Origin of the sequence: Ekhidna sp. (genome assembly GCF_039940915.1) — a bacterium.
Lineage (GTDB): Bacteria > Bacteroidota > Bacteroidia > Cytophagales > Cyclobacteriaceae > Ekhidna.
In genome coordinates this window covers 777,188-802,678 of the sequence record NZ_JBDVFO010000002.1, presented here as the reverse complement: position 1 = coordinate 802,678, position 25,491 = coordinate 777,188, and the positions used below count along the sequence as shown (strand labels likewise).

Sequence of the window (25,491 nt, the reverse complement as noted above, 5' to 3'; positions counted from 1 at the left end):
GATGTATAGTGATCAAGGGTTTTCGTAATGAAGCTTCTATTGGATCGGATATATTGTGGGCTAGAAGCTTCAAAACCAGAAGTTATATTTCAAAAGGATGTCTCCTAATCTACTGGTCGAGATGTATCTGCTCCGCTGTAAGTTGTAAATCTTCCCATCTACCAGGACTAGACGCTCGTAAGTGAGAAAAATCAGCATTTGACTTTACCTGATCAAATCCGTCCCATCCTCTGGCCAATGCCCTGGTAAGAAAGGTGTAACCTTCACCAATTTCGGCGTGCTTGGATAGTGATAAGGCTTTGGCTGCATATACGAAATCTTCTGTTGTCACATGTCCGTAGGCGCGCGTGACTTCAATGTAGTAATCCACAGCTTCCAAGTACTTTTCTTGAGCGAAAGCTTCTTTTGCTTTGGCTATATTTTTTTGATATGAGATTGCCAACTGCTCAGCTCTTTGCTGAGCTTCTTCAGGTGTAGGAACGGTATATTGAAAACCCATGGATTGGGCATTCTCAACGGCTGTTCTACTCACGCTCATCTCTTCTCGGCGATTTTGAACATTTGATTCATCATCTATCGGATAGTATGAACCTTTTTCTAATCCATTATTCGTCCAACTTTGGGTAGCATACAGTTGCTTTTCTCCAAGAGAAACACGGACGCGATCATATAGGTAGGCATAGTTACTTGGATTCGCCTGTTCATTATCAACCGCCTCCTTAAGAAGTGGAAGACATTTGGCTTGAAAGAGTGGATTTCTATCTGCATGCTGGACAATCAGCCAGGCATTATTACTTGGCCCAGGACCCACAAGGTCATAAGTTGGCCATCCATGCTTAGCGATGATTTCGCGCAATCGAGCTGTATTGGCACGATCAGCCGCAATAGCTCTGACCGTTAGTTCTTTGAACTTCTCGCTCTCTGTTTTCCCTTTTCTATGCATAGAAACCCATTTGTTACGAAGTTTTTGATCTTCATCACGCATCTGCTTCAACTCTTTGGCAATTTCAGGAAGCTGAACTTTTTCCTGTGCAGCCAGAGTAAGCGAACAAAAGCTCAGAAGTAGTACCAGGTAGAGGTAACTATTTTTCATCTTCATGCTGTTTCCATTTTTTATCGTTGTTGTAGGCTGTGCCGAGCAAAATAGCGCCAATAAGTAGCCCAAAGAAGTAGTCGTCGAAAGGACGACCAGTAAATGCACTATAAGCACTGAAAAGGATACTTATTATGCCAATGACCATTATGACCTTGTGAGCTAGTTGTATTTTACGCATGACCTAAACTTTAGCTGTAGCTAAAATAATCAATGCATGAGAGTCTCCGCTTGTTACAAATCAAGGGTTTTTTTCCAGAAATGCGACTAAATGTTGTTGAAGGAAATCGGTCCATGCAGTGGAGCAAACAGCAAAGCATATAAAGTCAGGAATGAGTCCTTCATGTTCAAAATTTAATAGCGTCTTTTCTTCATCCAGCGCTTTTAGCCGCCAGTGCACTTTGGTACCTACCCATTCTTTTTGCACGCCTTCCAAGCCATTGATGATCTGATTGGCGTCCACACATTCCCAAATCATTTCTTTGTTCTCGTCATACTTGACGACCTTGAATTGGTACCAAGGTTCACCCCAGGATACTTTGAAAACAGTGCCTGATTCTGTTATAGTATGGTCTTGATGTCCCCACCATTCTTCCAATTGTGAGCTAATTGCTTCGAAAACTTGTGTCGCTGGCCTTTCAATTTCCACTGAGGTTGAGTAATTATTCATCTACGTTGTTTTTCTATGGACGAATGATTAAAAATGTTTTGGACAGCCGATTTGTTTAAAATGAATCAATCACAAGTACACCTTTGTTTTTGAACTTGTTCATATTGGGTAGCGCTGAAGTTGCTTCTTGCAGAGAAATTGTCCTTTCGATTAATTTTTCTGGCTGAAGGAGACCATTTTTTATCATTTCCAGCATTTGTGGATATTTAAAAGCCTGCATCCCGTGACTGCCTATGATTTCTAGTTCATCAGCAAGTACCCGATCCATGGGAACTTTGGGGTGCTGGTGGTCTCCCGTCATCAATCCTACCTGAATGTGCTTGCCTCTTTTCCTGAGATTTGAAATGGAATTGAAGCAGGTGATCTGGCTTCCAAGTGCATCAATGGATACATGGGCTCCACCATTGGTTAACGATTTCACATGTGCAATTACATCGTCCGATTGAGAAGCGTTGACTGTTTGGGAAGCGCCCAGCTCTTTTGATAGGCTCAGGGTTTCTTCATCAATATCCACTGCAGTGACCTGAGCACCTAAAGCGCTGGCTATCATAATGGCGGAAAGTCCAACTCCACCGCACCCGTGCACCACAACATGCTGGCCTCCTGTGACTTTCCCTTGCTCCGCTACTGCTCTGAAGGATGTAATAAACCTGCATCCTAAAATGGCAGCAGTCACATCATCAATTTCCTCTGGAAGCTTCACTAGGTTAATGTCGGCGTAATCGAGCGCTACGTATTCTGCAAAAGACCCCCAATGAGTAAAACCTGGCTGTCTTTGGTTGTCACAAATCTGATGATTACCCGAATGGCATTCAGGACATTTCCCACAGCCACTAACAAATGGGACAGTTACCCGATCACCAACCTGAAAACGCTTCACATCTTTTCCGATAACTTCAATTGTGCCAGCCAGCTCATGCCCAGGTACGTGTGGCAGGTCTATGTCTGGATCATGTCCCATCCAGCCGTGCCAGTCACTGCGGCACAGACCCGTAGCTGTAACTTTTACGACTACTCCATGATTTTTTGGTGAGGGATCAGTGACATGCTGGACAGCAACAGGTCCTTGAAATTTTTCGTATATGAGCGCTTTCATTACTTAAGATCTTCAATCATTTATTAGATAGCTTCAAAACAGGTAAAATCTTCTGCTTCATGATTATTATTAAAGGGCATACGCAGCAGAGTAAAAACTAATACATGGTGTTTGGATTCTTAGAAGTAGGAGGAATCTGCTGGATGGAATCCCAGTGCTCGCATATCAATCCTTTTTCATCAAATCTGAAAAAATCCATCGTAACATATTGGTCATTCCCCGGCCAGGTCTGATGAGTATGTAATGCCACAAGATCTCCTTCGGCGATGCACCTTACAAACTCGATGGACTTGTCCGGGTACTCTTGCTTCATACGTTCGAAATATGCAATGAAACCGTCCAGGCCATTGGCAACATCGGGATTGTGTTGGATGTATTCATTGCCTACATAAGCTTCAACAGCTTTTCTTGGGTCACCCTCATACGCCATTTTATAAAAGGCAATGGCGTTTGCTTTATTCTGTTCTAAGTTCATAAGCTGTTCGTTTTGGTAAACTTATTTCAGATAAACGATAATGCCTCTTTCTTGATCTTTTGATTTACTAGCCACTTGGCCAGCCGATTCCAACGATTGTATTGGACGATGCACGTGTCCTACTTTATAAAACAGGACTTCTATCTTATAAATGACTACCGAAAACAGGTTCTTTGGAAGGTATCCTTGAGAAGAATTTATTGAAGATGACAATGAATTCATTTAATCATTAATCGATATAGACATGAAGAAACAACTTTCGCTTATTGTAGTCACACTATTACTTTTCACTTCCTCACATGCCCAACAGGTTAAGCTTGATAGTTTGTTTGAAGGGTTTTCTGAAGAGCCTGGAATAGCTGTGGCTGTTTATAAAGACGGGCAGTATGTATACAAGAAAATGTTTGGTTTAAGTAATCTTGATTACGGGATAGAAATAACGGACAAGACGCGTTTCGAGGTGGGTGGCCTCACCATGCACATAACCGCTTCCTGCATTCTTATGTTGGAAGATCAGGGCAAGCTTACACTTGATGACAAAGTGAGTGATATTCTTGAAGATCTTCCAAAATACCAAGAAGGAGAGGTAACTATTAATCATTTGCTGCATCATACCAGTGGTATCATGGATTATTTAGTAGCGCTCGGTATGACGGGGCATGTATGGGAGATGCCCTTCAGTACTGAGGATGCTTACGAGCTGATCAAGAAGAATCCCAAATTGGGCTTCAAGCCTGGGAATGAATATGAGTACAGTAATTCGAATTATGTCTTACTGAATAAGATCATTCAAGAACTAAGCGACACAACCATCAATGCATATGCAACCAAGTTCTTGTTTGAACCATTGGGAATGTCGAATACAGCTTACTATGAGCTGGGCAATGTTGTTTTACCAAATAGGGCAACCAGTTATAGCAAGATAGCAGATGAATATGTTGTAAATCAAAATCGATATTTCACCTCTTCAGGTGATGGACGCTTATATACAAGTATCGATGACCTGATGACGTGGGCGAATGCGTTGGAGGAAAAAACACATCCGGTGAAAGATGCTGAGTCACGTCTAGAGGCGCGAGGCGTTTTAAATGATGGAAGTGAAATTGGCTATGCACTTGGCGTAGAGCACGGTATTGAAAAAGGTTACTCCTTTTATGGCCACACCGGTTACTGGGATGGATTTAGTGCAATGTTTTTGAAAGTGCCACAAGCAAATTTTTGGGTGTTGACGTTGAGCAACAATGAAAGCATATCCGCACCAAACCATGCGTATAAGATACTTGATCTTCTCATTGATCAAAATCCAAATACGGTTGAACCAAAGGCGTATGCTATGTCAGTGAAAAATTTAAGGAAATATGAAGGGGATTACATTGCCTACAAAAATGGCTACTTAAAAGAACTTGTTGTTGAGAATGATACACTGGTATACAAATACACGGAAGATTCAGGCCGAGCATATAAACTGATGCCAATAGGTAAGGATCGATTCAAATTACTAGGTACTCTCTCTGACTATACGTTGCAATTTGCTTTGGAGAAAGGGAAGCCAATAAAAATGAACTTGATCAGAGAGGGGATCATCAATTATAGATATGAATCTTACGTCCCCTCAAAAACGCCAGATATCAATTCATTTTTGGGACGCTACAGGAATGAAGCACTGGAGGTTACCTACGAATTGAAGCAAGACGAAAAAGAGGGGATTGCAATATTTGTCAAGGGGGAAAAACTCATGAATTACGTTCCTGTGATGGCGAACATATTCTGCTCTGAATCCACGCACCATGGATATTTACGCTTCAATGAGACGAAAAGTGAATTTACTATCAGTGACTATTCGTTTAAGCCGATGCGTTTTGAGCGAGTGGAATGATGGATGTCGGTATTTCAAGCATTGACGAGGATGCTTAGGGTTGCTACATCTAGAGTGAATGCTTGGGTCCAATGTAGGCTATTAGGAAAGAAGGGGTGATCTAAATCACACCCTTCTATTTCACCAACTACTCGATCGTAATCTTGCGGATGCTGTGATTTTGATAGTCTGCAACAAACAGGTTATCAGAATTATCAACTATGATACCCCAAGGACGGTTGAATCTTGCTTCTGACTGTCCATCTATGAAGTCAGGATTGCCCGTCATTCCAGAAAAAACCATAGTAGTCAATACGTCATTATTATTGGCATCTTTGAAAGCTCTTATAATGCGATGATTAGCCCAATCGGTGATGTACATGTTATCATTTGCATCGATTGTCAGATTATAAGGTTTGTTAAATCCGTTTGCAGAGGTAAGATATGTTGACAAAGGTCCGCCAGTGCCTAGCGCACGAATCGCATTATTGCCTGAATCTGCAATGTAAATAGTTCCATTATTGGCTACTACTACCCCCACAGGAGCATTGAGTCTTCTGGTTTGTGAAGCTGCTCCGTCCGCATACCCTGCTGTACCATCACCTGCAAGAGTGGATACATCTCCGGAAGGAGTCACCTTACGAATCGCATGATTTGAAAATTCGGCCACAATCAAGTTATCTGAAGCGTCTATTGCCAAACCAACAGGACGGTTAAATTGCGCTGCTGTGGCTATACCATCTACAAACCCCTGTGTGCCTGAGCCTGCAAAAGTGCTCACTACCCCTGCTGGCGTTATTTTTCGAATTCTGTGATTGCCTTGCTCAGCTACATAAATATTACCGGCGGCATCAATGGCTAAGCCAAAAGGATCGTTAAACTGTGCGGTATTGCCCGGTCCATCGACGTAACCTCTCACGCCTGTACCAGCAAAAGTGCTAACTACTCCTGCTGGAGTAATTTTTCTAATCACATTGTTACTTCCATCTCCTACATAAATATTGCCTGAAGCATCCATAGCCAGACCTGTTGGGGTATTAAATCTGGCTGCTGCGCCAGTTCCATTAACTAAACCAGACAACATTGATCCGGCAAAAGTACTTACCGTAATTCCTGACGGTTCTACTACATCTGTTACATTGATGGTAATGTTTTGGGTAGTGCTCAAATCACCGTCTGTTACCATTACCTTGACTGTGTGAGACGTAGAAGATTCATAATCAAGTGTATGTATCGGGTGAAGACTTATGGTGCCATCAGATCCAACCCTGAATTTATTTCCACCTGTTTCAGCGGGTACTAATCTGAATGTGACATTATCTCCTTCCGGGTCACTAGCAGTAACGTTTCCAACGACCGTTCCGGAAACAATATCCTCAGCTACTGTAAACGTAGTTGTTGCCGAATTAATGATTGGTGCCTCGTTTACGTTTGTGACATTGATCGTTACATCAGCACAGGTTGTTAAAATGCCATCATTTACGGAGACAGTGAACGTATGGCTTGTTTTCGTTTCAAAATCCAGTCCTTCACCTATTTTGAGATTGATGAATGTACCATCGCCTCTAACCTCGAAAAGGTTGTCATCATCAACAGTGATAACAAATATGAGTTGATCTCCATCAGGGTCAGTAGCTATTATATCGCCAATAGAGTCATTATCTCCTATGTTCTCTGCCACTGTAAATGACTGGTTGGCTATGACAGGCGCCATGTTTTCAGCGACATCTACCACATTGATTGTGATTATGGCTGATACTTCATCCTCTCCATCAGTCACCTCTACAGTAATGTTGTGTGAAGTAGTCGTTTCAAAGTCAAGATTTTTCCCGGATGCAAGACTCAACTCACCGGAAGTGCTGATCTCAAATAAGTCATTATCATTGGTGGTAATGCTAAACGAAAGTACATCATCTTCGTCTTCATCAGAGGCAACTACTGTTCCGAGCACATCTGTGTCTGAAGCTACTTCCGATGCGCTGAAAGTTTGAGCGCTAATCTTAGGAGCCGCATTCTGTGGAGGAGCTACTGCATCATCCTTTCCGCATGAAATCGCCATCAGGATGAGTACTAGCATGGCGGTTTTTTTCCTTGTTTTCATAGTAAGTATAAGTTCTGTTTAATATTGATGGCAAATGTGAAAGCAGAATCGAAGCGATTGTTATAGCAATTGCTGAGATGTTGATCTGAGTTGCTAAAGCACATCAATGAAGCAGACACTCCAAACAAGGTGGGTATTTGATTGAATCAGCTATCCATAGAGTATCTCAGCTTAGATGCTGCTGATCAACGTCAGAAATTGGTCACGATTCTCTTTACTTATGGTGACAGAGGTGCCATTGTCCATTAGGATATATCCTCCATCGCTTTTTATGTATTGCGATACATACTTGAGATTGATCAAAAATGAGCGATGAGGTCGATAGAACAGGGGTATATTCTTAAGAAGTTCCACAAAATGTTTTAGTGGTTTGCTGATGAGAATTTCATCTTCTTTTTCTAATGTAATTTTCGTGTACATGCCATCGGCTTCCAGCATTACGATTTCTTCAAAAGAAACGAACTTAATGCCATTAGAAACTGGGAGTCCAATTTTCTTAAAGTTGGATGAAGCCAAACTCGCTTTCAATTCGGTGAGTTTGCTGCTTATGTTTGACTTTCCAATAAGTGCCAAACATTTATCCACTGCATTTTTCACTTGCTTGGATGATACAGGCTTTAGCAGATAATCTATGGCCGCCAGTTGAAAGGCTTGCACGGCATAGTCGCTATACGCAGTGGTGAAGATGATTTCGAAATCTACTACTTCTTTTTCAATGAAATTCAAGATTTCTAATCCGGAGTGTTCCGGCATTTCAATATCCAGAAATACGATGTGGGGAGCTTGATTTTGGATAATTTTAACGCCTGTAAGCAAATCTTCAGCTTGAAAAACTTCTTTGATCTTTGGACAGTTTTCCTCTATTAGTACTTTAAGGATATTCCTTGCTTTGGGCTCATCGTCAATTATAATTGCTTTCATGTCGTCTGTCTCTTTCCTATAGGAATGGTAAGTGTGACCCGAGTGCCGATGGCCTGTTCATTCTCAGTCAGATCCTCAATTATAACACCTATTTTTTTGTCTTTGCCGTAGTTGAGAAGTCCTAGTCGCTCCTGAGTTACCTTAGAAGCAAACGGCTTGTGCCATTTGTTTCTGCTCTTTTGTAATTCCCTTGTTTTGTCTCGCCCAACACCATTATCCTCAATGACACATTGAATCATTTCTTTTTGTAATGTTTCAAATGAAACAATGAGCCGCTTGTTACCTTTCTTGTGCAATAGCCCATGCTTAATAGCATTTTCCACATAAGGCTGGATCAGCATGGTAGGCAGGTAAGTGGCGTCTTGTGCTATTGTGTCAGAAACTGAGATAGAATAATCAAAAGCATCCTCAAATCGCATCACCTCCAGATCCAGGTACATGGTCAGACTTTCAACTTCTTCTGTGAGAGATATCAGGCCTGAATCGCTGTGTTCCAGGTAGGTGCGTATTAAACCTGCAAACTGACTCAGATAATCACTCGCCTCATCCTTTTTATTGGTGACGATGAACTCTTGAATAGAGTTGAGTGCATTGAAGATGAAATGTGGATTCATTTGCGACTTCAATGCTTTGAGTTCGCTCTCGCGGTATTGTTTTTCCAGGGCTAGTCGCTTTTGAGCTTCTTTTAATTCCATGGCTATGAGCTCTATTTTTTTTCGAGCCTGCAACCTTGCTAATAAGAAAATGGAAATAAGAAAAATGAGTATGGCTATGGCAATAACCGCGATTAGATAGTTTCTGTTCTGGTTGCTTTTACTTTCAGCTAACTCGACCTGTGCTTCTGCAGTAGCTTTTTCAGCTGCCAGTTGCTCAGTTTCATATTCCGTTTTCAATTTCCTGAATTCTTTTCGCCGATCGTTTTGGTACAAGGTATCTCTGTAGATGGTAAACAGCTCATACGCGTCAAATGCTTCTTTGAAATTCCCCAGCTTGGCTAATATGTTTTTTCTGTTTTCATATGTTTTTCTAAGTCCCTTTAAGTAGTGGAGTGTATTGTATTCATATAAAGCATTATCGTTATGTACCAGTGCTTTGCTGTATGCTTCGGTGATATAATATGCTTCACTTAATAAGTTGTAGGAATATCCCATATAGAAGTGATTATTTGGCTGACTTCTTTGCAACAGTTGGTTAGCTTTCAAAAAGGAAGAAAGGGCGGCAGGTACATTGCGATTGTTTTTCATGAATGCCTCTCCACGTCCATTGAAAATAGAGACTAAAAGTAGGGTGTCATTTTTGGACAACGCAATCATTTCAGCCTCTTTGAATTGATCCAACACCTCTGTGAGAGGCTTATTCAGTTTTTCATACAAACTACCAATGGACATGTAGGTGTGGCCAAGGCCAGACTTCTTCTTATCGTGAATTAGGTAAAGTTCATGTGCTTTCTGCATGTATGGTAAAGCTTCCTCGAACTCTTGGTCATCGATGAGAATTACCCCAATGTTATAGCTTACATTGGCCAGAAATAGCTCATGACCCAGTTCTTCAAAAATGGCAGCTGTTTTTTTATAATAGATCAAGCATTGAACTTGATCTCCTTTCATTTGATAAATAGTCCCAAGTGTTGAATAAGCCTGCCCAATTCCTCGCAGATGCTTGTTTTTTTCCGAATAGCTTAGCATGTACTTAGCAATGGTTTCAGCGGAGTCTAGATTCACATCCCAAAGGCTGTAAGCCAGCCGCACCAGGCTATCTGTCTTTTTAATAATCGTGCTATCTACGGGTGCTTTTGTCTGCCCAAAGCAGACATGGCAAGTCGAAAATAATAGAAGAGTAAGTAGGTTTTTAGCCTTCACGGTGGTAATCAAATACGCTCAAGTTTATGTTGAGCGAACTTGCACTTTTTTTTGAAAAATTAACCGAGATTTCTTCTCAAATATTGTTTTAAGCTTTTAAAGCAGGTGCTTGTTGTTGTTCAAGCGAACACAAACTGACAACTCAAAAACAGGATTCGACGAGGAATAAAAATCGAATTTTTCATGGGTTGTTGGTTTGATTTAGATCGAATATCCCTATTCATGTTCTAAAACAAAGCTTCACCTCACGCCTGCGAGTTGTCGTTACTTTCATGAAAAAATCTATGTAAATCTGTGATGCAACTACCTTTGGTCGCTATTAGCAGAGGCTTGCAGCCAGGAAAATATGTCTGAGAAGTAGTCAGTGCCTTTCAAGTTATGATCGGAACCAGGATATTGGATGGATTGAAAGTTTTTACCACTATCTACCAGCATATTGATACGTTTCAAACTCTGCTCCACAGGACCAAAACGATCTAGCTGGGAGTCACCAAAAAGCCAAAGAATCGGAATGTTTGTCGCTTCAAGTAACGGAACAGGATCAAAGTCGATAAGAGTTTTGAACCAACTTCTGTAGGCATTGGAACTTGGCTCCTCGAGGAAGTATTCAGACACATAAACACGTGAAAACCAAGCCTTATTTTTATTCTTCTCCCACAGTTGTTTGAATTCTTCATGCCTGGAGTGGTTCCGTGTAAGTTCCTGATCAAGCTTTTGCATCTCCGTTGCTTCTGCTACTTCCATTTTGTTGAAGCCTTCATTTGCCAGGCGAGTGGCGCGTTCGAATAAGCGGTCTTCTGCTACAGTGCTCACCGAGGCTGAGATCATAATTAAAAAGGATACATCGTTGGATTTGTTAGCTACAATAGGAGCTACCCAGCCACTCTGGCTAGCTGCAACAATGCCAATCTTCTGTGCTTTTACATCAGACCTTGTTTTTAAATAATCAATAGCAGCAATGGCATCCTGTGCGAGGGAGTCAAAGCTAAAATATCGCCAATCATCTTTCGTGCCCTGAGATTCTCCTGTTCCTCTTTTATCATAAACCAATGCGATATATCCATTTTTCACAAATTTTTTAGCTCTCCAGATATTTTGGTCTCGGGTAGATTCCCCCGAACCATGAAGAAATACAACAGCAGGGAAGGGGCCTTTTCCTTTTGGAAGCATCACGGTTCCAGAAAGACGCAAATCACCGCTGACAAAAGCGATCTCTTCCTTTTTTGTGGCATAGCACACACTCACAATAAGCACTAAAAGTGCTCCGATTAATAGTCCTTTGAATTTCATAGTATTGAGTTTTTACCAAAGCAATATGGAATGCGGTAGATAATCGACTCAATTCTTTTTTGAGACCTATTTTATTTTTTTTTCAGCATACGTAGATGGAGAAATACCTTCATGATTTTTGAATATTCTATTGAAGGAGGCTTTATTGCCAAATCCTGATTCCAATGCAAGTCCGAGCAAAGTCTTCTTTTTATGCTCTCCATTTTTGAGAGCCTGCTTTACGGCTCCTACTCGATAGGTGTTTACAAAATCTAAAAAAGTGGTTCCTAAGTATTGATTGATTAGGTAAGACAGTTGCTGATTCGATAAGCCTAGATTCTGAGCAGTTTCTCCAAGTGTGAGTTTTTCATTTAAATAAGGCCTTTCGGTTTGAAAGAAAGTAAAGAGGCGATTGGCATGGCTGGCTTCTTCCCCGTTAAAAAAATCAACAATTAAGGAGGAGTATGAATTTTCTTCAAACAAGGCTGGGTTTTTAAATGCAATGATCCCCATGAAATAGAACATGCCTATGATCAAGAGACTCCCGACCTTGTCCGACTCAAAGGGTATATGAAAATCAAAGTAATTGAAGAAAAAAGTAGCATAGACAAGAAAAATAACGACTGATATTGCAATGACAAGTTTTCGAAAATTGCAAAGCAAAATCACTTTTTTATTCCCATAGAAAAGTTCTTTTAGTTTGCTCAGCCGTACCGTAAGGGTGTGTATGGTGTAGCCGAGAAATAAAAAAGCAATACTTGACTTGAATAATACGAATATGGCCATGCTCTGAGGTATCCCTTTTTCGAAATATTCAATCTTTTCAAGACCTTGCGAGAAGGTATAGGGGATTTGCCAAATAAAGCCAATGAGAAATGGTAGAAAATAAACCATGTCTAAATAGCTATACCTGCTTCGCTTTCCTGAAATGGCCTGGATGTAGAATAGAAAAAATGGCCAAATCAGAAGATCAGCAGTCAAAGTAAAATCCGCTAAAAAAGGGTAGTAATCTATCACATCTGATTCCTGTATAATTTCATCTAATAGCATGATACTCATAATGAAAAATGCAGCAATTACATTCTTGAAATGTAGCGAATGCTTTTTTCTAAAAAAGAGGAACAAGAATTGTAAAAAGACTCCAATTGCGAGTCCACAGCCAAACAATAGTACCCATATGTTGAATGTGATTGTCATGTGATGGCAAGTAATTCAAGTTCAATACTGACTGTTGAATTTAGAATATTTAAGGAAGAAGTTTACACTGATAATATTTTGATTCTGGAATCAACTGCTAATCAGGCTTTGGTATTGCAAATAATATCGAAATAGATGGATTCGCTTGCGCATAGCTGTAACTATGTAATCAAGAAGTCCCATTGAGAAGAATGTAAAGTAAGTGCATCAAAATAAAATAGAGGCATCTGCCACCTTTGCTTATTGTGAGGTATCTTAACTGATTAATCTCCTATTTTAAAAAATGTTAGGTGCTAGGGTTGCATAAATTCTTATGAAAAAAAAATCTCAAAAAATGGATAAGGAGCACTTTTGGGATAAGTTCTATTTCAAGCTCATTGTTGGATATATAGTTGGTGCGTGGACCTTCATTGAGTTTTCCTCCTTCTTATTGACTCGACTAAATATTTCCTTATTATGGATTGATATTCTCCTTTTCGCATTGATTGGTTTTATCCCTAGTATTGTTCTGTTGGCTTTGGGAGAAAACCTCTCCGCGACACGTCGCACTTCTCGGGTAAAAAAAATGGTTCCGATACTAAACCTCATAGTGCTCATCATTACTATAACTATCTCTTACTGGGGTGACGAACTGGGTTCTATGTCATCAAAGATTTCGTATCAGGATGAAGATGGCAATATCGTTACAAAAACAGTTGTTAAATCTGCCTTTGTGAAGACCATACAGGTGTATAACATTGCTTGCACAGAAGGATGTGATGAAAATAATGAGTGGATTGAAGATGGTCTTCGAATAGCTATTGGGATAAATCTCAACCAGTTTCAAGGTGTAAAAACCGAAAATTCTGGAACCGCCTCTGAAAGTAACCTGCAAGAAATAATCGAATGGGTAAAACTTCGTGGAGCTGACTATGCCTTAACTGGTAACTTTCGGTTAACCAATGATAGCATATTTGCCAATATTAAAATCTATGATAAGAAAGGCAGAGTAGTGAATTCAAGTAGCTATCAAAGTGTTGATATTTTCACTCTGAGCGATAAGATTAAAAATACATTGCTTGATAAGATTGATCTTCATCCCAATGTGAGAAATGAAGTCAACCTGCCTTTTAGATCACATATGACAAGTAATCTTGAAGCCTTTAAATATTTTGTTTTCGGGGATAAAACCAAAGCAATCGAAGTAGATAAGGAATTTGCATATGCATATCTGTTTGAGACCGAATACGCTTTTTTGAATGACTTAAGCATTGACTATAAAAGACGAATAACAGCATCGGGATTGCCGAAAATTGGTAGAATACCCAAAAGAGATCAATTGAAATTTAGAGCCTATTACTTTCTCGCAAACGGGGAGAATGATAAAGCGCTGGCGACTTTTCAAAAGTATATGAAAATGAATCCCGGAGATGCCAAAGCAAGCTTAGATTATGTTGTTTTTCTATCATCAAATGGTTTCTATGAAGAAGCTTTGGATATCGCGCTTAAAAAAATAAGCAAGGAATACGATGTAAGTTTTGCCGAAATCTCATTCGAATTATCAATGATTGGTGGCTTCACAGAGGTTGCAAGAAAGTACATAGACAAATACTCGATTCTATTGAATGCCACCAATACAGATATTGCATATGGAATTACCAATCTAGTAGAAAAGAACTACGATCAATCCCTGGCAAATTTCCAATCAGCACTTTTGGATAGACCAGACTTTTATAGTCTGGATAGTTTAGCGCAAGCATCCAAATTTATGGGATCGAAAAATGAAGATGAATTAAGTAAAATGACAGCAGCAACTATAGGGAATTACTTTCCTTTTCGGTCTAAATCGAGCCTTCTAAAGGTTCGACAAAATGAAAATTCTCTTTATGTTGAACTTTTTGGAAGATTACCTCGGGTGGCATTTTTAACTAACCAAAACACAGTATTGTGGAGCACACCTTTTTATGAATCACAATTGACAAGTTCATTGAATTTAGTGGCGAATTCAGATAATGTCTACTCCAGCGGAGTAATGACAGAAAAGAATTTTGAATACGAACCATCTTATACATTATTTCTTAGAAGTAATGACAGATTAGACTCAGCTCTTATGGATCTAAGAGAGAAAAACTATCGAAAAGCTTATCAACGATTTTCCTCAGTCTTTAATCAAGACAGTGCTTATTATTTTGCCAATCAACTTGCAGAGGCTTCCTTGTTTCTCCAGAACCCTGATTCAATATTGTTTTTACCCAACGAGGCTATCTCATTTAGATCAGATAGAGATTCAAGTTTCACTTTCACAATAGAACCCAATGGAGATCATTATGTATTATCCGCTGAAGTTGACAGTGAGGATCGCCCTCTTTATTTAACACGTGATGGATGGCTTGTGGGAAGCGAAAATTACGATGTTATATTTCAAACTAGTAAAGACAAAGATAAAATCGTACTACATCAATATTATTATTTCAGTAATCGATTGAAATTTGAGTATATGGCATCATTTTATCAATTGCCATAAACCTAAGCTGGAGCAACTTATCCAGATTAATGACAAAGCCTTACATATTGGGCAAGTTGTCCTTTACAAAATAGACTTAGGAACAACGCCTCTGAGCCAAAGCTGAAATCGCTTGCTTCTGCTAGCATACTCATCGGGATTGAATTCAGTGGTGGTCTGCCAGGCGTTTTCAGGTTGCAATTCTATGAGCATGGTGTTGGAGAGGTTGGTAGCGATGGTTGAATCGCGGATGATTGCAATGCATTCCGTGTTGAGGTTGGCACTTCTTGGATCCAGGTTGAATGTACCAATGATGGCTATTTCATCATCTACTACCATGGATTTAGCATGCAAGCCAAAGGTGGGAGTGAAGTTGATCTTTCGCTGAAGTGCACCGGTCATTACTTCATATCGAATGGCTGCATCGGGCCTGAATTCGTATATTTCAATACCTATGTCCAGCAAGGTTTCCCGTTCTCGCTTATACCCGCTGAAGGCTTCAAGGTTGTCTGTGGACATGAGGCTGTTGGTCAGTATTTTCACCTTAACCCCTCGGTCAACGGCAGCTTTAAACAATTGTTGACTTAGCTCAGTAGTTACCAAATAGGGTGTTTGTATGTAAATGGAATGTTGTGCTTCAGTAATCAACTCAATAAGCGCGTCGGTACTGGCACCACCACCTCCCAACCCTTCAGAGCCATCGTTTTTACCCGGGATATCTGAGACAAAAGATACGTCTTCCACCCAGGCCACTTGTCCCGCAGTGTGGAGTTGCTTGAATAGCGCTGGTACATGTTCGATGTTCTTGCGTACTTCTGGCCAAAAGTTATTAGGGCTACATGCGTATTGATGCAGGTAGGCAAATTTGACTTCTGTATTCTTTTCGGCCTCACTTAAACTGATAAGTTCAGCAATAGGCACGCTCAAGTCATTTTCCCAAAACATGGAGAAGGAGTTGGTTACATCAACAACTGACTCACCCACGAGCATTACATCCCTATCGCGGAAGTTATATTTATGATCATAATCAAAGTATTCATCAGCGATGTTTCGCCCTCCCGTGATGATAACCTTACCATCAACGGTGAAGGTTTTGTTGTGCATGCGTTGATTTACGCCACGAAAGTCTGTTGCCAGGCTTTTTACTTTAGATGACAAATTCTTGCCAATGTTAGCTGTAGGATTGTAGATTTTGATCTCAATGTTGGGGTGAGAGTCGATAGCCAACAATTCATCTGCATCAGCTTCCACCATGATGTCGTCCACCAGCAGACGAACCAAAACTCCTCTTTCTGCCGCTCTCAGTAGGTAGTCCACAGCGATCAATCCTACATTGTCGCCGGAGAAAATAAAATACTGAATGTCAATGCTTTCTTGTGCTGCTTCGCTGAGCCACGCTCTGAATATCATAGAAACATCGCCCTCTTCGAGCACCAATACGCCTGTCTTGGTTGAATCGATTTTCGTGAAATCCATGAGTTGATTCAGCTCCTTTTCGCTTTGCATGGGAAGTGTTGCACAGTAATCTTCCGTGATGGGCTCATACTGGCGCTTCTCCGATGAGCATGCAAGAAAAACAATAAGCAGAAAGAGGAATTGATGCTTCATTTATTCTTTTGAATCGAAAGCTACTTGATTATCTCGAGTATTTTTCTGAACTGCAATCGCACCGTATATAGCGAGCAGAAAAGCAAAAGCATAAAATCCCTTCTCGCTAGGCCACAGCTCGGCGTTCCAAAGCCCTATGACAAGGAGTAGGATGGAAAGCAGGGTAGAGAACCAACTGATCCCGTAATAGATATCTGTCACCGGTATTCCTTCTAGCCTGTCACGTACTGCTTTTTGTAAGGAGATAACGGAGAATAGTCCGTACATTAAAATGGTAAAATAGTAACCTTTTTCGTTGAGCTCCATCTCAGCTCTGAAGAGCCCGATCAGGTATCCAACAATTCCTGTGCCCATGGCAATCCATGAAGCTGCCACAAAGGCGTTTGACGTTTTCTGATTCATAATAGTTTCATCTTTAATTATAAAATCGATTTAAAAACTCAATACTGACTTTTGCCGAAACAGGTGTTCTGCAAAAGTTCCGACCGTGTACGGCTGGGGTAAAAGAAAGGTTTTAAAAACGTCTTATAGGCTTAAATTAGACCGATTATGAATTTTAACAACGTTGGCAATGCGGACACTTTTGGTTTGTATCTCGACTTATTGTGAAGGCTGTAAGCCCATTGCTTCTTTTAAACCAATGAGTTTTATATCGTTTCTCTTCTTTAGTTCTCTTAAAAACCAACCCTTGTGCCCAGCTCCGTAGGTGATGACAATCCGTTTACCTTGATTAGCATATTCATCCAAGGCCTTTTCAATGTAAGCATAATGCGCCTTGTTGATGTTGTCCCATCCTCCTAGACCTAATTCTTCATTGAAGAGGTCGTTATAAATACTTAGAGCGACCTCACTGGCATTGTCATACGCATCGGAGTTTATCCAATAAGGATCAAACTCTCTGCCAGACGCTTTTTTGATTGAGTCAGCCTTTTGCCTGGCCAGCCCATAGAGTTGCCAATCGTACGCACGATCGGGATCATCCCGAATCTCTCGCATTTTTTCCAGTCTTGCATTGGCCATTTCTTCTGTCCAGGCAGCTGTGGGTACAAGGACGAAATCCATTTCCTTAGTAAGCGGGATGATTACATCTATGTATTCAGGAAAGCGTGCAACCCGTGATTCATTCACAATTCCAGTCTCTGCATACGTGCTCATGGCTTTTTCAAATCTATCCGGTGGTATTTCTGCAAGAATGACATCAGGATCAATTTTTTTCACCATGTCGCGTAGCACATCAGTCGAAAACTCTTGCTGCGTTAGATGGCTGCCATGGATTAAACCAAGCACAAGCACCTCATTTCTATCATCTGTTTTGCAAGAAAGGAATGAGGTGATTAGGAATAAGAATACTAGCTTTTTCATAAGAGTTTGGGTTCTTCGCTAAAATACAAGTTAGCCACAACTACTTAGATGAAAGAGCCATCTTAAAAGCCATTTTGTATTGGTCACGTCTTATAAAAACTTGATGCTTGGCATATATTTTAGCGTTTTGCCTTTTTGTATCAGCGAGGTGTTAATGATAATCATTAGCAAGTTATAGGCGTAGGCTCCAAGACAGAACAGTGCCCCGGCTGTGATAAGGATGGCGAGAGAAGGATCCGGAGCGCCAAAAACAAGCGATGTGAACGTAAATATGAGACCAAAGAAAAGTAATATGTTCCAGGTGATTTGAAAGTTGATAAGTGCAGCTCCAGCCTCATCTAGTTTTGCTATGCGCCCTTTTTTAGAATGCCAAATCATGTACGGTACGATGATACCAAGTAGTGGAAAAAGCAAAAAGAAAAGTGCTGATAGGTTCATTCGTTTGATGAAGTTTAAATTTTCCTCCATGTCCCAGTCTATCAACTCTTCAGGAGTGGTATCCAGCACGCTTGCTATTTTCTTAAGTGAATCGCCAAGAGGCTCGGTTTCACCATTTTCGATTCGCTGGATTGTCCTTAAACTTAATCCTGATTTTTCGGCAAGTTCATCCTGAGAAAATCCTTTTCTATTTCGTAGCTCTTTAATATTCACTGTTGTTTTCATCTTCTTTCGTTTAAATTAAATACCCTACAAAGGTATTTTCAGCTTTTATGACTCACTGCGACAAGTTTAAGACATCCTTACGTCATCCTTGTCAGTGAAAGCAAATAAGGACATGAGTTGATGATTTATTAAAAAATATGGGCAGAATTTATTCCACTTTTGAATCAATAATATGTATTTCTTTTGGTTTTAGGAATGAAATATTTTTGATTTAATTTGGTTTTAGGAATTAAATCGTTCTATATTTGATTTGGTTTTAGGAAAATAATAGAATTATGAAAATTGGAGCTTTTGAAGAGTTGGTTCTTTTAGCAGTAGGATCGCTGGGAGAGGAGGCCTACGGCGTAGTGGTGAAAGAAATGCTTGAAGAAAAGACAGGCAAGAGTCCAAGTATTGGAGCGCTTCACTCTGCTCTTTATCGCTTGGAGGACAAAGGATGTCTGACTTCACATGAGGGAGGAGCCACCTCCGAAAGAGGAGGGAGGAGGAAAAAATACTATCAGATTACCTCCGCAGGAAAGGAAGCAATACTGGAAGTAAATAAGATTCGCCTTGAATTTTCCAAAAACATTGAAGGACTAAACTTAGGCCTGGATGAAGCCTGAAAAGGAAATACATCCACCCAAGTGGGCTGATGTTCTTCTTAAGTGGTTTTGCTCTGAACGCGTCATAGAAACACTACAAGGCGACCTTTATGAGCTGTATGCCAAAAGGAGGAGCAAATCATCGAAACTGAAAGCGGACTACAGTTTTATTGGTGATGTGATAAGCTCTATTCGCCCATTTGCAATTCGGAAATTATGGTCAAAACACTCAAACACTAACGCAATGTTTAGAAACAATTTAAAAGTCGCTTGGCGTGGACTAGTCAAGCACAAAATGTATTCATTAATCAAGGTGGGAGGCTTAGCAATTGGAATTACTGCCTGTTTGCTCATCTCTATTTTTGTCAAAGATGAGTTAAGTCATGACAGAAACTACACTGAGGTTGAACGTATCTATCGATTGATCAATGTAAGCAACGACCCTGCAGATTTTGAAAAATGGTTAGCACATCAGGCACTTGTGGCTCAAATGATGAAGAACCAGTTTCCCGAAATAGAGATGGCAGGTAGGCTAATCCCTTATAATTGGTTTGAAGGCGGGGAGAATCAGGTAAGAAGATCAGATCGTATGAGTAATGCCTATGAAGACAGCTTTGCTTTCATGGATCAGGAATTGCTCGAAATTCTCAGACCTGAAATGGTATATGGCGATTTGGAAAGCGCTTTGTCAAAACCAAACTCGATTCTTATATCACGAGCGAAGGCCGATAAATACTTTCCTGATGAAAACCCGATTGGCAAAACACTCATACTGGATGAAGATTTGGAAAACCCAAAAGTAGTAGGTGGAGTGATGGAAAATCCTGATCCTCAAAATCACCTACAATTTGACTTTTTGATTTCATTGACAGAGCGCGAGTTTTGGAGAGGTGAACAAACAAGCTGGTGTTGCAGCAACTACAATGTTTACTTCAAGTTAGCCGAAGGTATTAACGCAGAGGAATTGCAAGCCAAGTTGACCAAAGTAATGCAGGAAAATTATGTTCCTTATTTGAGAGAGCGCGGAAATCTGTATGCAGAGGCGGTAGAGCAATACAGGAGTTATGAGCTACAGCCTGTAGTCGATATTCACCTTTATTCCCGAGACCTTAATGATGTTTTAAAAAATGGTGATATACGAATTGTATGGCTGTTTTCTGCGATTGCTTTTTTCGTACTTGTTTTGGCGTGTATCAATTTTATCAACCTGAGTACTGCTAAATCAGCTAATCGTGCAAAAGAAGTAGGCTTGAGAAAAGTTGTCGGTTCTTTCAGGAGCAACTTAATCGGCCAATTTCTAACGGAATCAATTCTCGTCACTTTGATTTCAACCGCATTCGGAATCATGCTGGCATGGGTACTGATGCCTTTTTTTAATACGATTTCTGGAAAGACTTTAGATATACCTTTTGAAGAGTGGTGGCTTATTCCTTCGATGATCATTCTTGCCATTGTGGTTGGGACACTTGCAGGGATTTATCCGGCTTTTTATCTCTCAGCATTTAGGCCAATAGAAGTGATAAGTGGAAAGGTCAGCAAAGGAGCAAAAACCTCAACCTTAAGGAGTATAATGGTGATATTCCAATTTACTTGTTCCGTTATATTGATTGTTGGCTCCCTTGTGGTTTATCAGCAAATGCAGTTTATGCTCAACAAAGATTTGGGATATGATAAAGAACATGTAGTCCTTCTTCAAGGAGTAAATTCGATTGGTGATAAGCTGGATTTACTTCAAAATAACTTGCTCAATCTTTCTGATGTTCAAAGTGTATCAGCTAGTAATTACCTTCCTGTTTCTGGTACAAAAAGGGATCAAAATGAGTTTTGGAAGGAGGGACGAAGCAAAATTGATAAAGCTATTGGGGCTCAGGTCTGGCATGTAGACGATGATTACATTGAGACACTTGGGATGAACTTGATGTTAGGAAGAGATTTTGATAAGACTTCTTTGAGAGATTCAAGTTCACTTATCATCAACCAAACAATGGCCAGAGAACTGGGACTCGACGATCCAATTGGAGCGAGAGTTCAAAACTGGGAAGGGTGGACAGTAATTGGTGTTATTGAAGATTTTCACTTTGAAAGTATGCGAGATGGTATCGGTCCATTGGCTCTGGCTCTAGGTAGATTCGGTTCTGTTGTTCCTGTGAGAGTTAAGACAAATAACATGAAGGGCACGCTTGAAGAGATAACGGCAGCATGGGATGAAATCATGCCCAATCAGCCCATCCGATATTCTTTCCTTGATGAAGTATTTGCTTCTATGTATGAAGATGTACAACGAACAGGTAGTGTGTTTACTGGGTTCTCCGTACTTGCCATTTTTGTGGCTTGCTTGGGGCTTTTTGGTCTTTCTGCTTTTATGGTAGAGCAACGAAGCAAGGAGATAAGCATTCGAAAAGTTTTGGGAGCATCCATCAAAATGATATTCAGCCTTTTGACAATTAACTTCATGAAACTCGTGGGTATGTCATTGTTAATTGGAATTCCCGTAAGTTTTTACCTCATGCAGGAATGGTTGCTAGACTTTGAATTTCGCATTGAAATAGGATGGATTGTGTTTGTAGTGGCAAGTATCATCACGACCATTATCGCAATCGCAACCATAAGCTTTGAATCTTTCAAGGCCGCTGTGGTAAATCCCGTAAAAGGATTAAGGTCCGAATAGCACAAGATTAGAAAAAAGAAATAGTTTACGTAAGCCGCTCAACTCCAACTTATTCACCATTTTTGGTCAATGGATCAGTGGCTTACGTTTCCATGGATAGAGACATTTACCATGAGCTTACTCCTGGTAGGTGGGCTTACAGGTTTATTGCTTGTTTTAAGCAAGTATCCTTCTGGTCGCTGGCTTGGGATTCTAACGCTGGCATATCTCTGCATATTTGGATCGAAACAATTCGGCATACCCAATCTTACACCAGCTTTCATTGTTCCTACGGCAGTTTCTTTCTTTTTATACTGCCACTCATTTTTCTTTCAAAAGAAGCGCGTAAGGATTGTTCATTTGATGCCCGTATTGGGCATGACAGGCGTATTGTTTATCGCATTTGACCTGTCACTGGTAAAGGCAGCTGCTGGTTTACTAACCATCGGCTATGCTGCAAATACATTGAAACTGATGTTAGATGAGAGTAGATCCAGAGGGTTTTCTTACTTTCTTAATCCAGGTGCTAGAATCGCTTGGTTTCGCAACTTTGCGATGTTCAACATTGTTTTTGTCGCTTTTTCATTTTTAGAAACGAGCACACTGATTTACGCCTCCCTTTATTTGCTTTTTTTAGCTCAGATACTGTTCCAAATCTTAAATGAATCGATTTTTTTCACGCCCATCCCGATAGGCAATAAGTACAAGAAGTCTACACTTAATCCAGAAATTAAAGCTTCTATTCTTGAAAAACTGGAAGCGGTGATGCGTGATCAGAAATTTTATCAAAGAGATGATGCGTCATTGACGCAACTAGCAAAAGAGCTTGGCGCTACTACACATCATTTGTCTCAAGTGCTTAATGAGTCGCTCAAAATTAGTTTTCAAGACTTGCTGGCTCGCTATCGAATTCGTGAGGCTTGCCAGATGCTACGGCTGGAAAAGTATGAACAAGTTAAAATTGAGAACATAGCGACCATGGTAGGGTACAACTCTAAATCCGCCTTCAATACGGCGTTTAAGAAGCGTACAGGCCTGACACCATCGGATTATCGAGAAGCAAAGCACGTTCGGACTTATGGGGAAGAACGTCTAACCGAACGGAAAGCACCATCCATAGATCAAGGTTTTTTTAGTTTGAATCATGTTTTTAACCTCAAAATAAAACGTGGTATGATTCTCAACTTTTTAAAAATATTTAGTAGAAATCTTAAAAGAAATCGATTATTCTCTTTCTTGAATATTGTTGGATTAAGTGTTGGCTTCACTTGTGCCATTTTCATCTACCTCTTTATCCAGGATGAGCTTTCTTATGACAAAGCAATTCCGGATGCTGACCGTATCTATCGCATTGCATGGATGAATGACAATCCACAAACACGGACCCCGCATCCACTCGCTCAAGCAATGGTCAATGATTTTCCAGAAGTTGAGGCAGCTGTAACACTTTCACCGTGGTACGGTCCCGGTTTAAGTAAAGATAAGATTAGGGTTAAGAATGTTCAATCCAACATTCTATTTGAAGAACCCGACTTTTATTTTGGTGATTCTACCTTTTTAGACATTTTTCAGTTGAAAGTGCTGGAAGGAGATGAATTTGCTTTGAGCAAGCCTTGGTCACTGGTAATTTCAGAGCCGCTTGCTAAGAAATATTTTGGAGATTCCAGTGCCATTGGGAAAGAACTTTCAATGAATGGGATGCTCACAGAAGTATCAGCAGTGGTGGAACCTATGCCTGAGAATTCACATTTCCATTTCAATGCAATCATTCCGTATGTAACCCTCAAGCAGATAAACCCGGAGAGTAATTGGATGACCTGGGCAGACTTTGGTCATTTTAATTACATCAAATTGAAGGAAGGAACTGATCCAAAAGTGCTGGAATCCAAAATTCCGGCGTGGGTTGTTGGCTACCTGGATTGGTCAGAAACAGACAAGGAAATGCTATTGGCTGAAGAAGCGAAATTTGAGCTTCAGCCCATATCAGCCATTCACCTCAACTCTCACCTAAGATGGGAGCTGGAGAATAATGGCAATATCTTATACATCTATATTCTCCTTGCGGTCTTTGGGTTCTTAATCCTAATTGCGGCAATTAACTACACCAACCTTACTACTGCAAAATCCATTGAACGAGCCAAAGAGATAGGTGTGAGGAAGACATTAGGAGCTTTTTCAAAAAGCTTGTCCATTCAATTTTACATTGAGTCAATCGTATTTTCATTTGCTGCTTTGATCATTTCACTTTTAGTAGTGGGTTTCATGCTGGACGGATTCAATACAATCAGCGGGAAAAATTTCCAAATTCAAGACATACTTAATGTTGCATTCATGATTAAAGCCTTGCTGCTATGTTTAGGAGTAGGAGTTTTGGCTGGTTTTTACCCAGCGATTGTTCTATCCTCCTTCAGGCCAGCTGAAGTGTTGAAGGGGAAGTTGACATCAAGCTCGAAAGGGGTACGATTAAGAAGCGCATTAGTTATTCTTCAGTTTACTATTTCCGCACTGCTGATTAGCGGAAGCTTGATCATTTATAACCAGATTCAATACATGAAAAACAAGGATCTGGGGTTTGATAAGGAAGCTATTATATCACTCAATGTTCCCCTGAGTGTGAAAATAGGGGGAGTAGATGATGAAGCACTTGAAACAACCCTCACGGAATTAGAGGCCATAAGTGGGGTCAACTCCACCTCACTGACTTCAAGCGTACCAGGAGGGCAGTTTAATCAACACGCCTATTTTCTCAGGGATTTTCCCGAGAATCGAGTAGATGTTTCTGAGATTATGGTCGATTACGGAATAGAAAAAGTCCTTGATCTTGAAATAGTAAAGGGACGGAGTTTCGATAGATCTTTTACGAATGATTCTCTGGGGGGAGTTATCATCAACGAGTCTTTCGCCCACCAGTTGGATGTTGATGATCCCATAGGAATGGTTTTAGTGCAAGATGCCAGTGGCAGAGAGTTCGAATCCAGAATTGTAGGTATCGTAAGGGATTTTCATTTTCAATCACTCCATCAAGAGATTCGGCCTTTGCTAATGGGGCTCTTCCCTCAAGCAGCGGGGCATATTTTAGTCAAGCTTGAAGGACAGCAGTTTAGCCAAACAATGGCAAAAATCAAGGAAGTTTATAATCAGAATATTGATAGTGAACTTCCATTTGAATACCATTTCTTAGATCAGGAAATAGCTGCCCTATATGCACAAGAGGAACGTACACTTTCCATTTTTTCCATTTTTTCGATGGTGGCGTTGATCTTGGCGAGTCTTGGATTGTTAGGAATGGCCATCGCAATTCTGAATCAGCGAGTGAAAGAAGTAGGTATGAGAAAGATTATGGGAGCTTCTTCAAGCCAAATAATCAGACTAATTCTTGGACAGTTTGTCAAACTCATTGCTGTAGCTGTTATCATTGGATTACCGGTATCCTATTTACTTATGCAAAGTTGGATTGCTGAATTTTCGTATCAGGCACCACTTGGTTTCATGCCTTTTCTGCTATCTGTCCTTGTCTTATTTTTTGTTGCTTTGCTAAGCGTAGTTTCTTCGGTAGCGAAGATTTCATTCGCTAACCCTGTGGATTCACTGAGGCAAGAATAACAAACA

19 protein-coding genes are annotated in these 25,491 nt (G+C 40.4%); 5 read left to right on the top strand and 14 right to left on the bottom strand.

The window, feature by feature from the left end:
- Positions 1-109: 109 nt before the first annotated feature.
- From ABJF57_RS08645 to ABJF57_RS08625, 5 genes are all read right to left on the bottom strand, one after another.
- On the bottom strand, positions 110-1,093 hold the full coding sequence (locus ABJF57_RS08645) for a DUF6624 domain-containing protein (RefSeq protein ID WP_462234312.1): 984 nt from the start codon (positions 1,091-1,093) through the stop codon (positions 110-112).
- Positions 1,083-1,274, bottom strand: coding sequence for a hypothetical protein (locus ABJF57_RS08640; RefSeq protein WP_462234310.1), 192 nt, complete (start codon positions 1,272-1,274; stop codon positions 1,083-1,085). Before ABJF57_RS08640 ends, ABJF57_RS08645 begins: the two co-directional genes overlap by 11 nt.
- 60 nt (positions 1,275-1,334) lie before the next feature.
- Positions 1,335-1,763, bottom strand: coding sequence for an SRPBCC family protein (locus ABJF57_RS08635; RefSeq protein WP_462234308.1), 429 nt, complete (start codon positions 1,761-1,763; stop codon positions 1,335-1,337).
- 55 nt (positions 1,764-1,818) lie between these two features.
- Complete coding sequence (locus ABJF57_RS08630) at positions 1,819-2,859, bottom strand: zinc-dependent alcohol dehydrogenase family protein (RefSeq protein WP_462234306.1); 1,041 nt, start codon at positions 2,857-2,859, stop codon at positions 1,819-1,821.
- Between the two features lie 97 nt (positions 2,860-2,956).
- Entirely contained in the window at positions 2,957-3,334 is a 378-nt protein-coding gene (locus tag ABJF57_RS08625) for a nuclear transport factor 2 family protein (RefSeq protein ID WP_462234304.1), read from the bottom strand.
- A 244-nt stretch (positions 3,335-3,578) separates the two neighbouring features.
- Between ABJF57_RS08625 and ABJF57_RS08620 the strand changes: the two genes are divergently transcribed.
- Complete coding sequence (locus tag ABJF57_RS08620) at positions 3,579-5,210, top strand: serine hydrolase domain-containing protein (RefSeq protein WP_462234303.1); 1,632 nt, start codon at positions 3,579-3,581, stop codon at positions 5,208-5,210.
- A gap of 127 nt (positions 5,211-5,337) precedes the next feature.
- Here the strand turns inward: ABJF57_RS08620 and ABJF57_RS08615 are convergent, their stop codons facing one another.
- The 5 genes from ABJF57_RS08615 to ABJF57_RS08595 all read right to left on the bottom strand — a co-directional run bounded on the left by ABJF57_RS08615 (position 5,338) and on the right by ABJF57_RS08595 (position 12,536).
- Positions 5,338-7,290: a cadherin domain-containing protein gene (locus tag ABJF57_RS08615; protein WP_462234301.1), complete on the bottom strand. Its 1,953-nt coding sequence runs from the start codon at positions 7,288-7,290 to the stop codon at positions 5,338-5,340.
- A 171-nt stretch (positions 7,291-7,461) separates the two neighbouring features.
- Positions 7,462-8,211, bottom strand: coding sequence for a LytR/AlgR family response regulator transcription factor (locus tag ABJF57_RS08610; protein WP_462234299.1), 750 nt, complete (start codon positions 8,209-8,211; stop codon positions 7,462-7,464).
- Positions 8,208-10,070 carry a tetratricopeptide repeat-containing sensor histidine kinase gene (locus tag ABJF57_RS08605; RefSeq protein ID WP_462255581.1) on the bottom strand — a complete coding sequence of 621 codons (1,863 nt, stop codon included), beginning with the start codon at positions 10,068-10,070 and terminating at the stop codon, positions 8,208-8,210. Before ABJF57_RS08605 ends, ABJF57_RS08610 begins: the two co-directional genes overlap by 4 nt.
- Positions 10,071-10,373: 303 nt before the next feature.
- Positions 10,374-11,360: an alpha/beta hydrolase family protein gene (locus ABJF57_RS08600; RefSeq protein ID WP_462234295.1), complete on the bottom strand. Its 987-nt coding sequence runs from the start codon at positions 11,358-11,360 to the stop codon at positions 10,374-10,376.
- Between the two features lie 66 nt (positions 11,361-11,426).
- Positions 11,427-12,536, bottom strand: coding sequence for an AraC family transcriptional regulator (locus ABJF57_RS08595; RefSeq protein WP_462234293.1), 1,110 nt, complete (start codon positions 12,534-12,536; stop codon positions 11,427-11,429).
- A 334-nt stretch (positions 12,537-12,870) separates the two neighbouring features.
- On the opposite strand from ABJF57_RS08595, the gene ABJF57_RS08590 reads away from it, so the two are divergent.
- Positions 12,871-15,039 (top strand): hypothetical protein, encoded by a 2,169-nt coding sequence (locus ABJF57_RS08590; RefSeq protein ID WP_462234291.1) that lies wholly within the window; start codon positions 12,871-12,873, stop codon positions 15,037-15,039.
- 63 nt (positions 15,040-15,102) lie between these two features.
- Here the strand turns inward: ABJF57_RS08590 and ABJF57_RS08585 are convergent, their stop codons facing one another.
- The 4 genes from ABJF57_RS08585 to ABJF57_RS08570 all read right to left on the bottom strand — a co-directional run bounded on the left by ABJF57_RS08585 (position 15,103) and on the right by ABJF57_RS08570 (position 18,651).
- The gene (locus ABJF57_RS08585; protein WP_462234290.1) at positions 15,103-16,626 is read right to left on the bottom strand and encodes a phospholipase D-like domain-containing protein; all 1,524 of its coding nucleotides are present in this window, start codon (positions 16,624-16,626) and stop codon (positions 15,103-15,105) included.
- Positions 16,627-17,028 carry an inner membrane protein YiaA gene (yiaA, locus tag ABJF57_RS08580; protein WP_462234288.1) on the bottom strand — a complete coding sequence of 134 codons (402 nt, stop codon included), beginning with the start codon at positions 17,026-17,028 and terminating at the stop codon, positions 16,627-16,629.
- A gap of 198 nt (positions 17,029-17,226) precedes the next feature.
- Positions 17,227-17,988 (bottom strand): hypothetical protein, encoded by a 762-nt coding sequence (locus ABJF57_RS08575; RefSeq protein WP_462234287.1) that lies wholly within the window; start codon positions 17,986-17,988, stop codon positions 17,227-17,229.
- Between the two features lie 90 nt (positions 17,989-18,078).
- Positions 18,079-18,651 carry a helix-turn-helix domain-containing protein gene (locus tag ABJF57_RS08570; RefSeq protein ID WP_462234285.1) on the bottom strand — a complete coding sequence of 191 codons (573 nt, stop codon included), beginning with the start codon at positions 18,649-18,651 and terminating at the stop codon, positions 18,079-18,081.
- 275 nt (positions 18,652-18,926) lie between these two features.
- On the opposite strand from ABJF57_RS08570, the gene ABJF57_RS08565 reads away from it, so the two are divergent.
- The 3 genes from ABJF57_RS08565 (at position 18,927) to ABJF57_RS08555 (ending at position 25,485) form a co-directional block, all read left to right on the top strand.
- Complete coding sequence (locus ABJF57_RS08565; RefSeq protein ID WP_462234283.1) at positions 18,927-19,256, top strand: PadR family transcriptional regulator; 330 nt, start codon at positions 18,927-18,929, stop codon at positions 19,254-19,256.
- Positions 19,246-21,903 carry an ABC transporter permease gene (locus tag ABJF57_RS08560; RefSeq protein WP_462234281.1) on the top strand — a complete coding sequence of 886 codons (2,658 nt, stop codon included), beginning with the start codon at positions 19,246-19,248 and terminating at the stop codon, positions 21,901-21,903. Before ABJF57_RS08565 ends, ABJF57_RS08560 begins: the two co-directional genes overlap by 11 nt.
- Before the next feature lie 69 nt (positions 21,904-21,972).
- Positions 21,973-25,485, top strand: a complete 3,513-nt coding sequence (locus tag ABJF57_RS08555) for an ABC transporter permease (RefSeq protein WP_462234279.1) — start codon at positions 21,973-21,975, stop codon at positions 25,483-25,485.
- Positions 25,486-25,491 lie beyond the last annotated feature (6 nt).

Excerpts from the sequence above, each read along its gene's own strand:
- ABJF57_RS08645 (WP_462234312.1), bottom strand. The coding sequence starts at position 1,093 with ATGAAAAATAGTTACCTCTACCTGGTACTACTTCTGAGCTTTTGTTCG.
- ABJF57_RS08640 (WP_462234310.1), bottom strand. The coding sequence starts at position 1,274 with ATGCGTAAAATACAACTAGCTCACAAGGTCATAATGGTCATTGGCATA.
- ABJF57_RS08635 (WP_462234308.1), bottom strand. The coding sequence starts at position 1,763 with ATGAATAATTACTCAACCTCAGTGGAAATTGAAAGGCCAGCGACACAA.
- ABJF57_RS08630 (WP_462234306.1), bottom strand. The coding sequence starts at position 2,859 with ATGAAAGCGCTCATATACGAAAAATTTCAAGGACCTGTTGCTGTCCAG.
- ABJF57_RS08625 (WP_462234304.1), bottom strand. The coding sequence starts at position 3,334 with ATGAACTTAGAACAGAATAAAGCAAACGCCATTGCCTTTTATAAAATG.
- ABJF57_RS08620 (WP_462234303.1), top strand. The coding sequence starts at position 3,579 with ATGAAGAAACAACTTTCGCTTATTGTAGTCACACTATTACTTTTCACT.
- ABJF57_RS08615 (WP_462234301.1), bottom strand. The coding sequence starts at position 7,290 with ATGAAAACAAGGAAAAAAACCGCCATGCTAGTACTCATCCTGATGGCG.
- ABJF57_RS08610 (WP_462234299.1), bottom strand. The coding sequence starts at position 8,211 with ATGAAAGCAATTATAATTGACGATGAGCCCAAAGCAAGGAATATCCTT.
- ABJF57_RS08600 (WP_462234295.1), bottom strand. The coding sequence starts at position 11,360 with ATGAAATTCAAAGGACTATTAATCGGAGCACTTTTAGTGCTTATTGTG.
- ABJF57_RS08595 (WP_462234293.1), bottom strand. The coding sequence starts at position 12,536 with ATGACAATCACATTCAACATATGGGTACTATTGTTTGGCTGTGGACTC.
- ABJF57_RS08590 (WP_462234291.1), top strand. The coding sequence starts at position 12,871 with ATGGATAAGGAGCACTTTTGGGATAAGTTCTATTTCAAGCTCATTGTT.
- ABJF57_RS08585 (WP_462234290.1), bottom strand. The coding sequence starts at position 16,626 with ATGAAGCATCAATTCCTCTTTCTGCTTATTGTTTTTCTTGCATGCTCA.
- yiaA (WP_462234288.1), bottom strand. The coding sequence starts at position 17,028 with ATGAATCAGAAAACGTCAAACGCCTTTGTGGCAGCTTCATGGATTGCC.
- ABJF57_RS08575 (WP_462234287.1), bottom strand. The coding sequence starts at position 17,988 with ATGAAAAAGCTAGTATTCTTATTCCTAATCACCTCATTCCTTTCTTGC.
- ABJF57_RS08570 (WP_462234285.1), bottom strand. The coding sequence starts at position 18,651 with ATGAAAACAACAGTGAATATTAAAGAGCTACGAAATAGAAAAGGATTT.
- ABJF57_RS08565 (WP_462234283.1), top strand. The coding sequence starts at position 18,927 with ATGAAAATTGGAGCTTTTGAAGAGTTGGTTCTTTTAGCAGTAGGATCG.
- ABJF57_RS08560 (WP_462234281.1), top strand. The coding sequence starts at position 19,246 with ATGAAGCCTGAAAAGGAAATACATCCACCCAAGTGGGCTGATGTTCTT.
- ABJF57_RS08555 (WP_462234279.1), top strand. The coding sequence starts at position 21,973 with ATGGATCAGTGGCTTACGTTTCCATGGATAGAGACATTTACCATGAGC.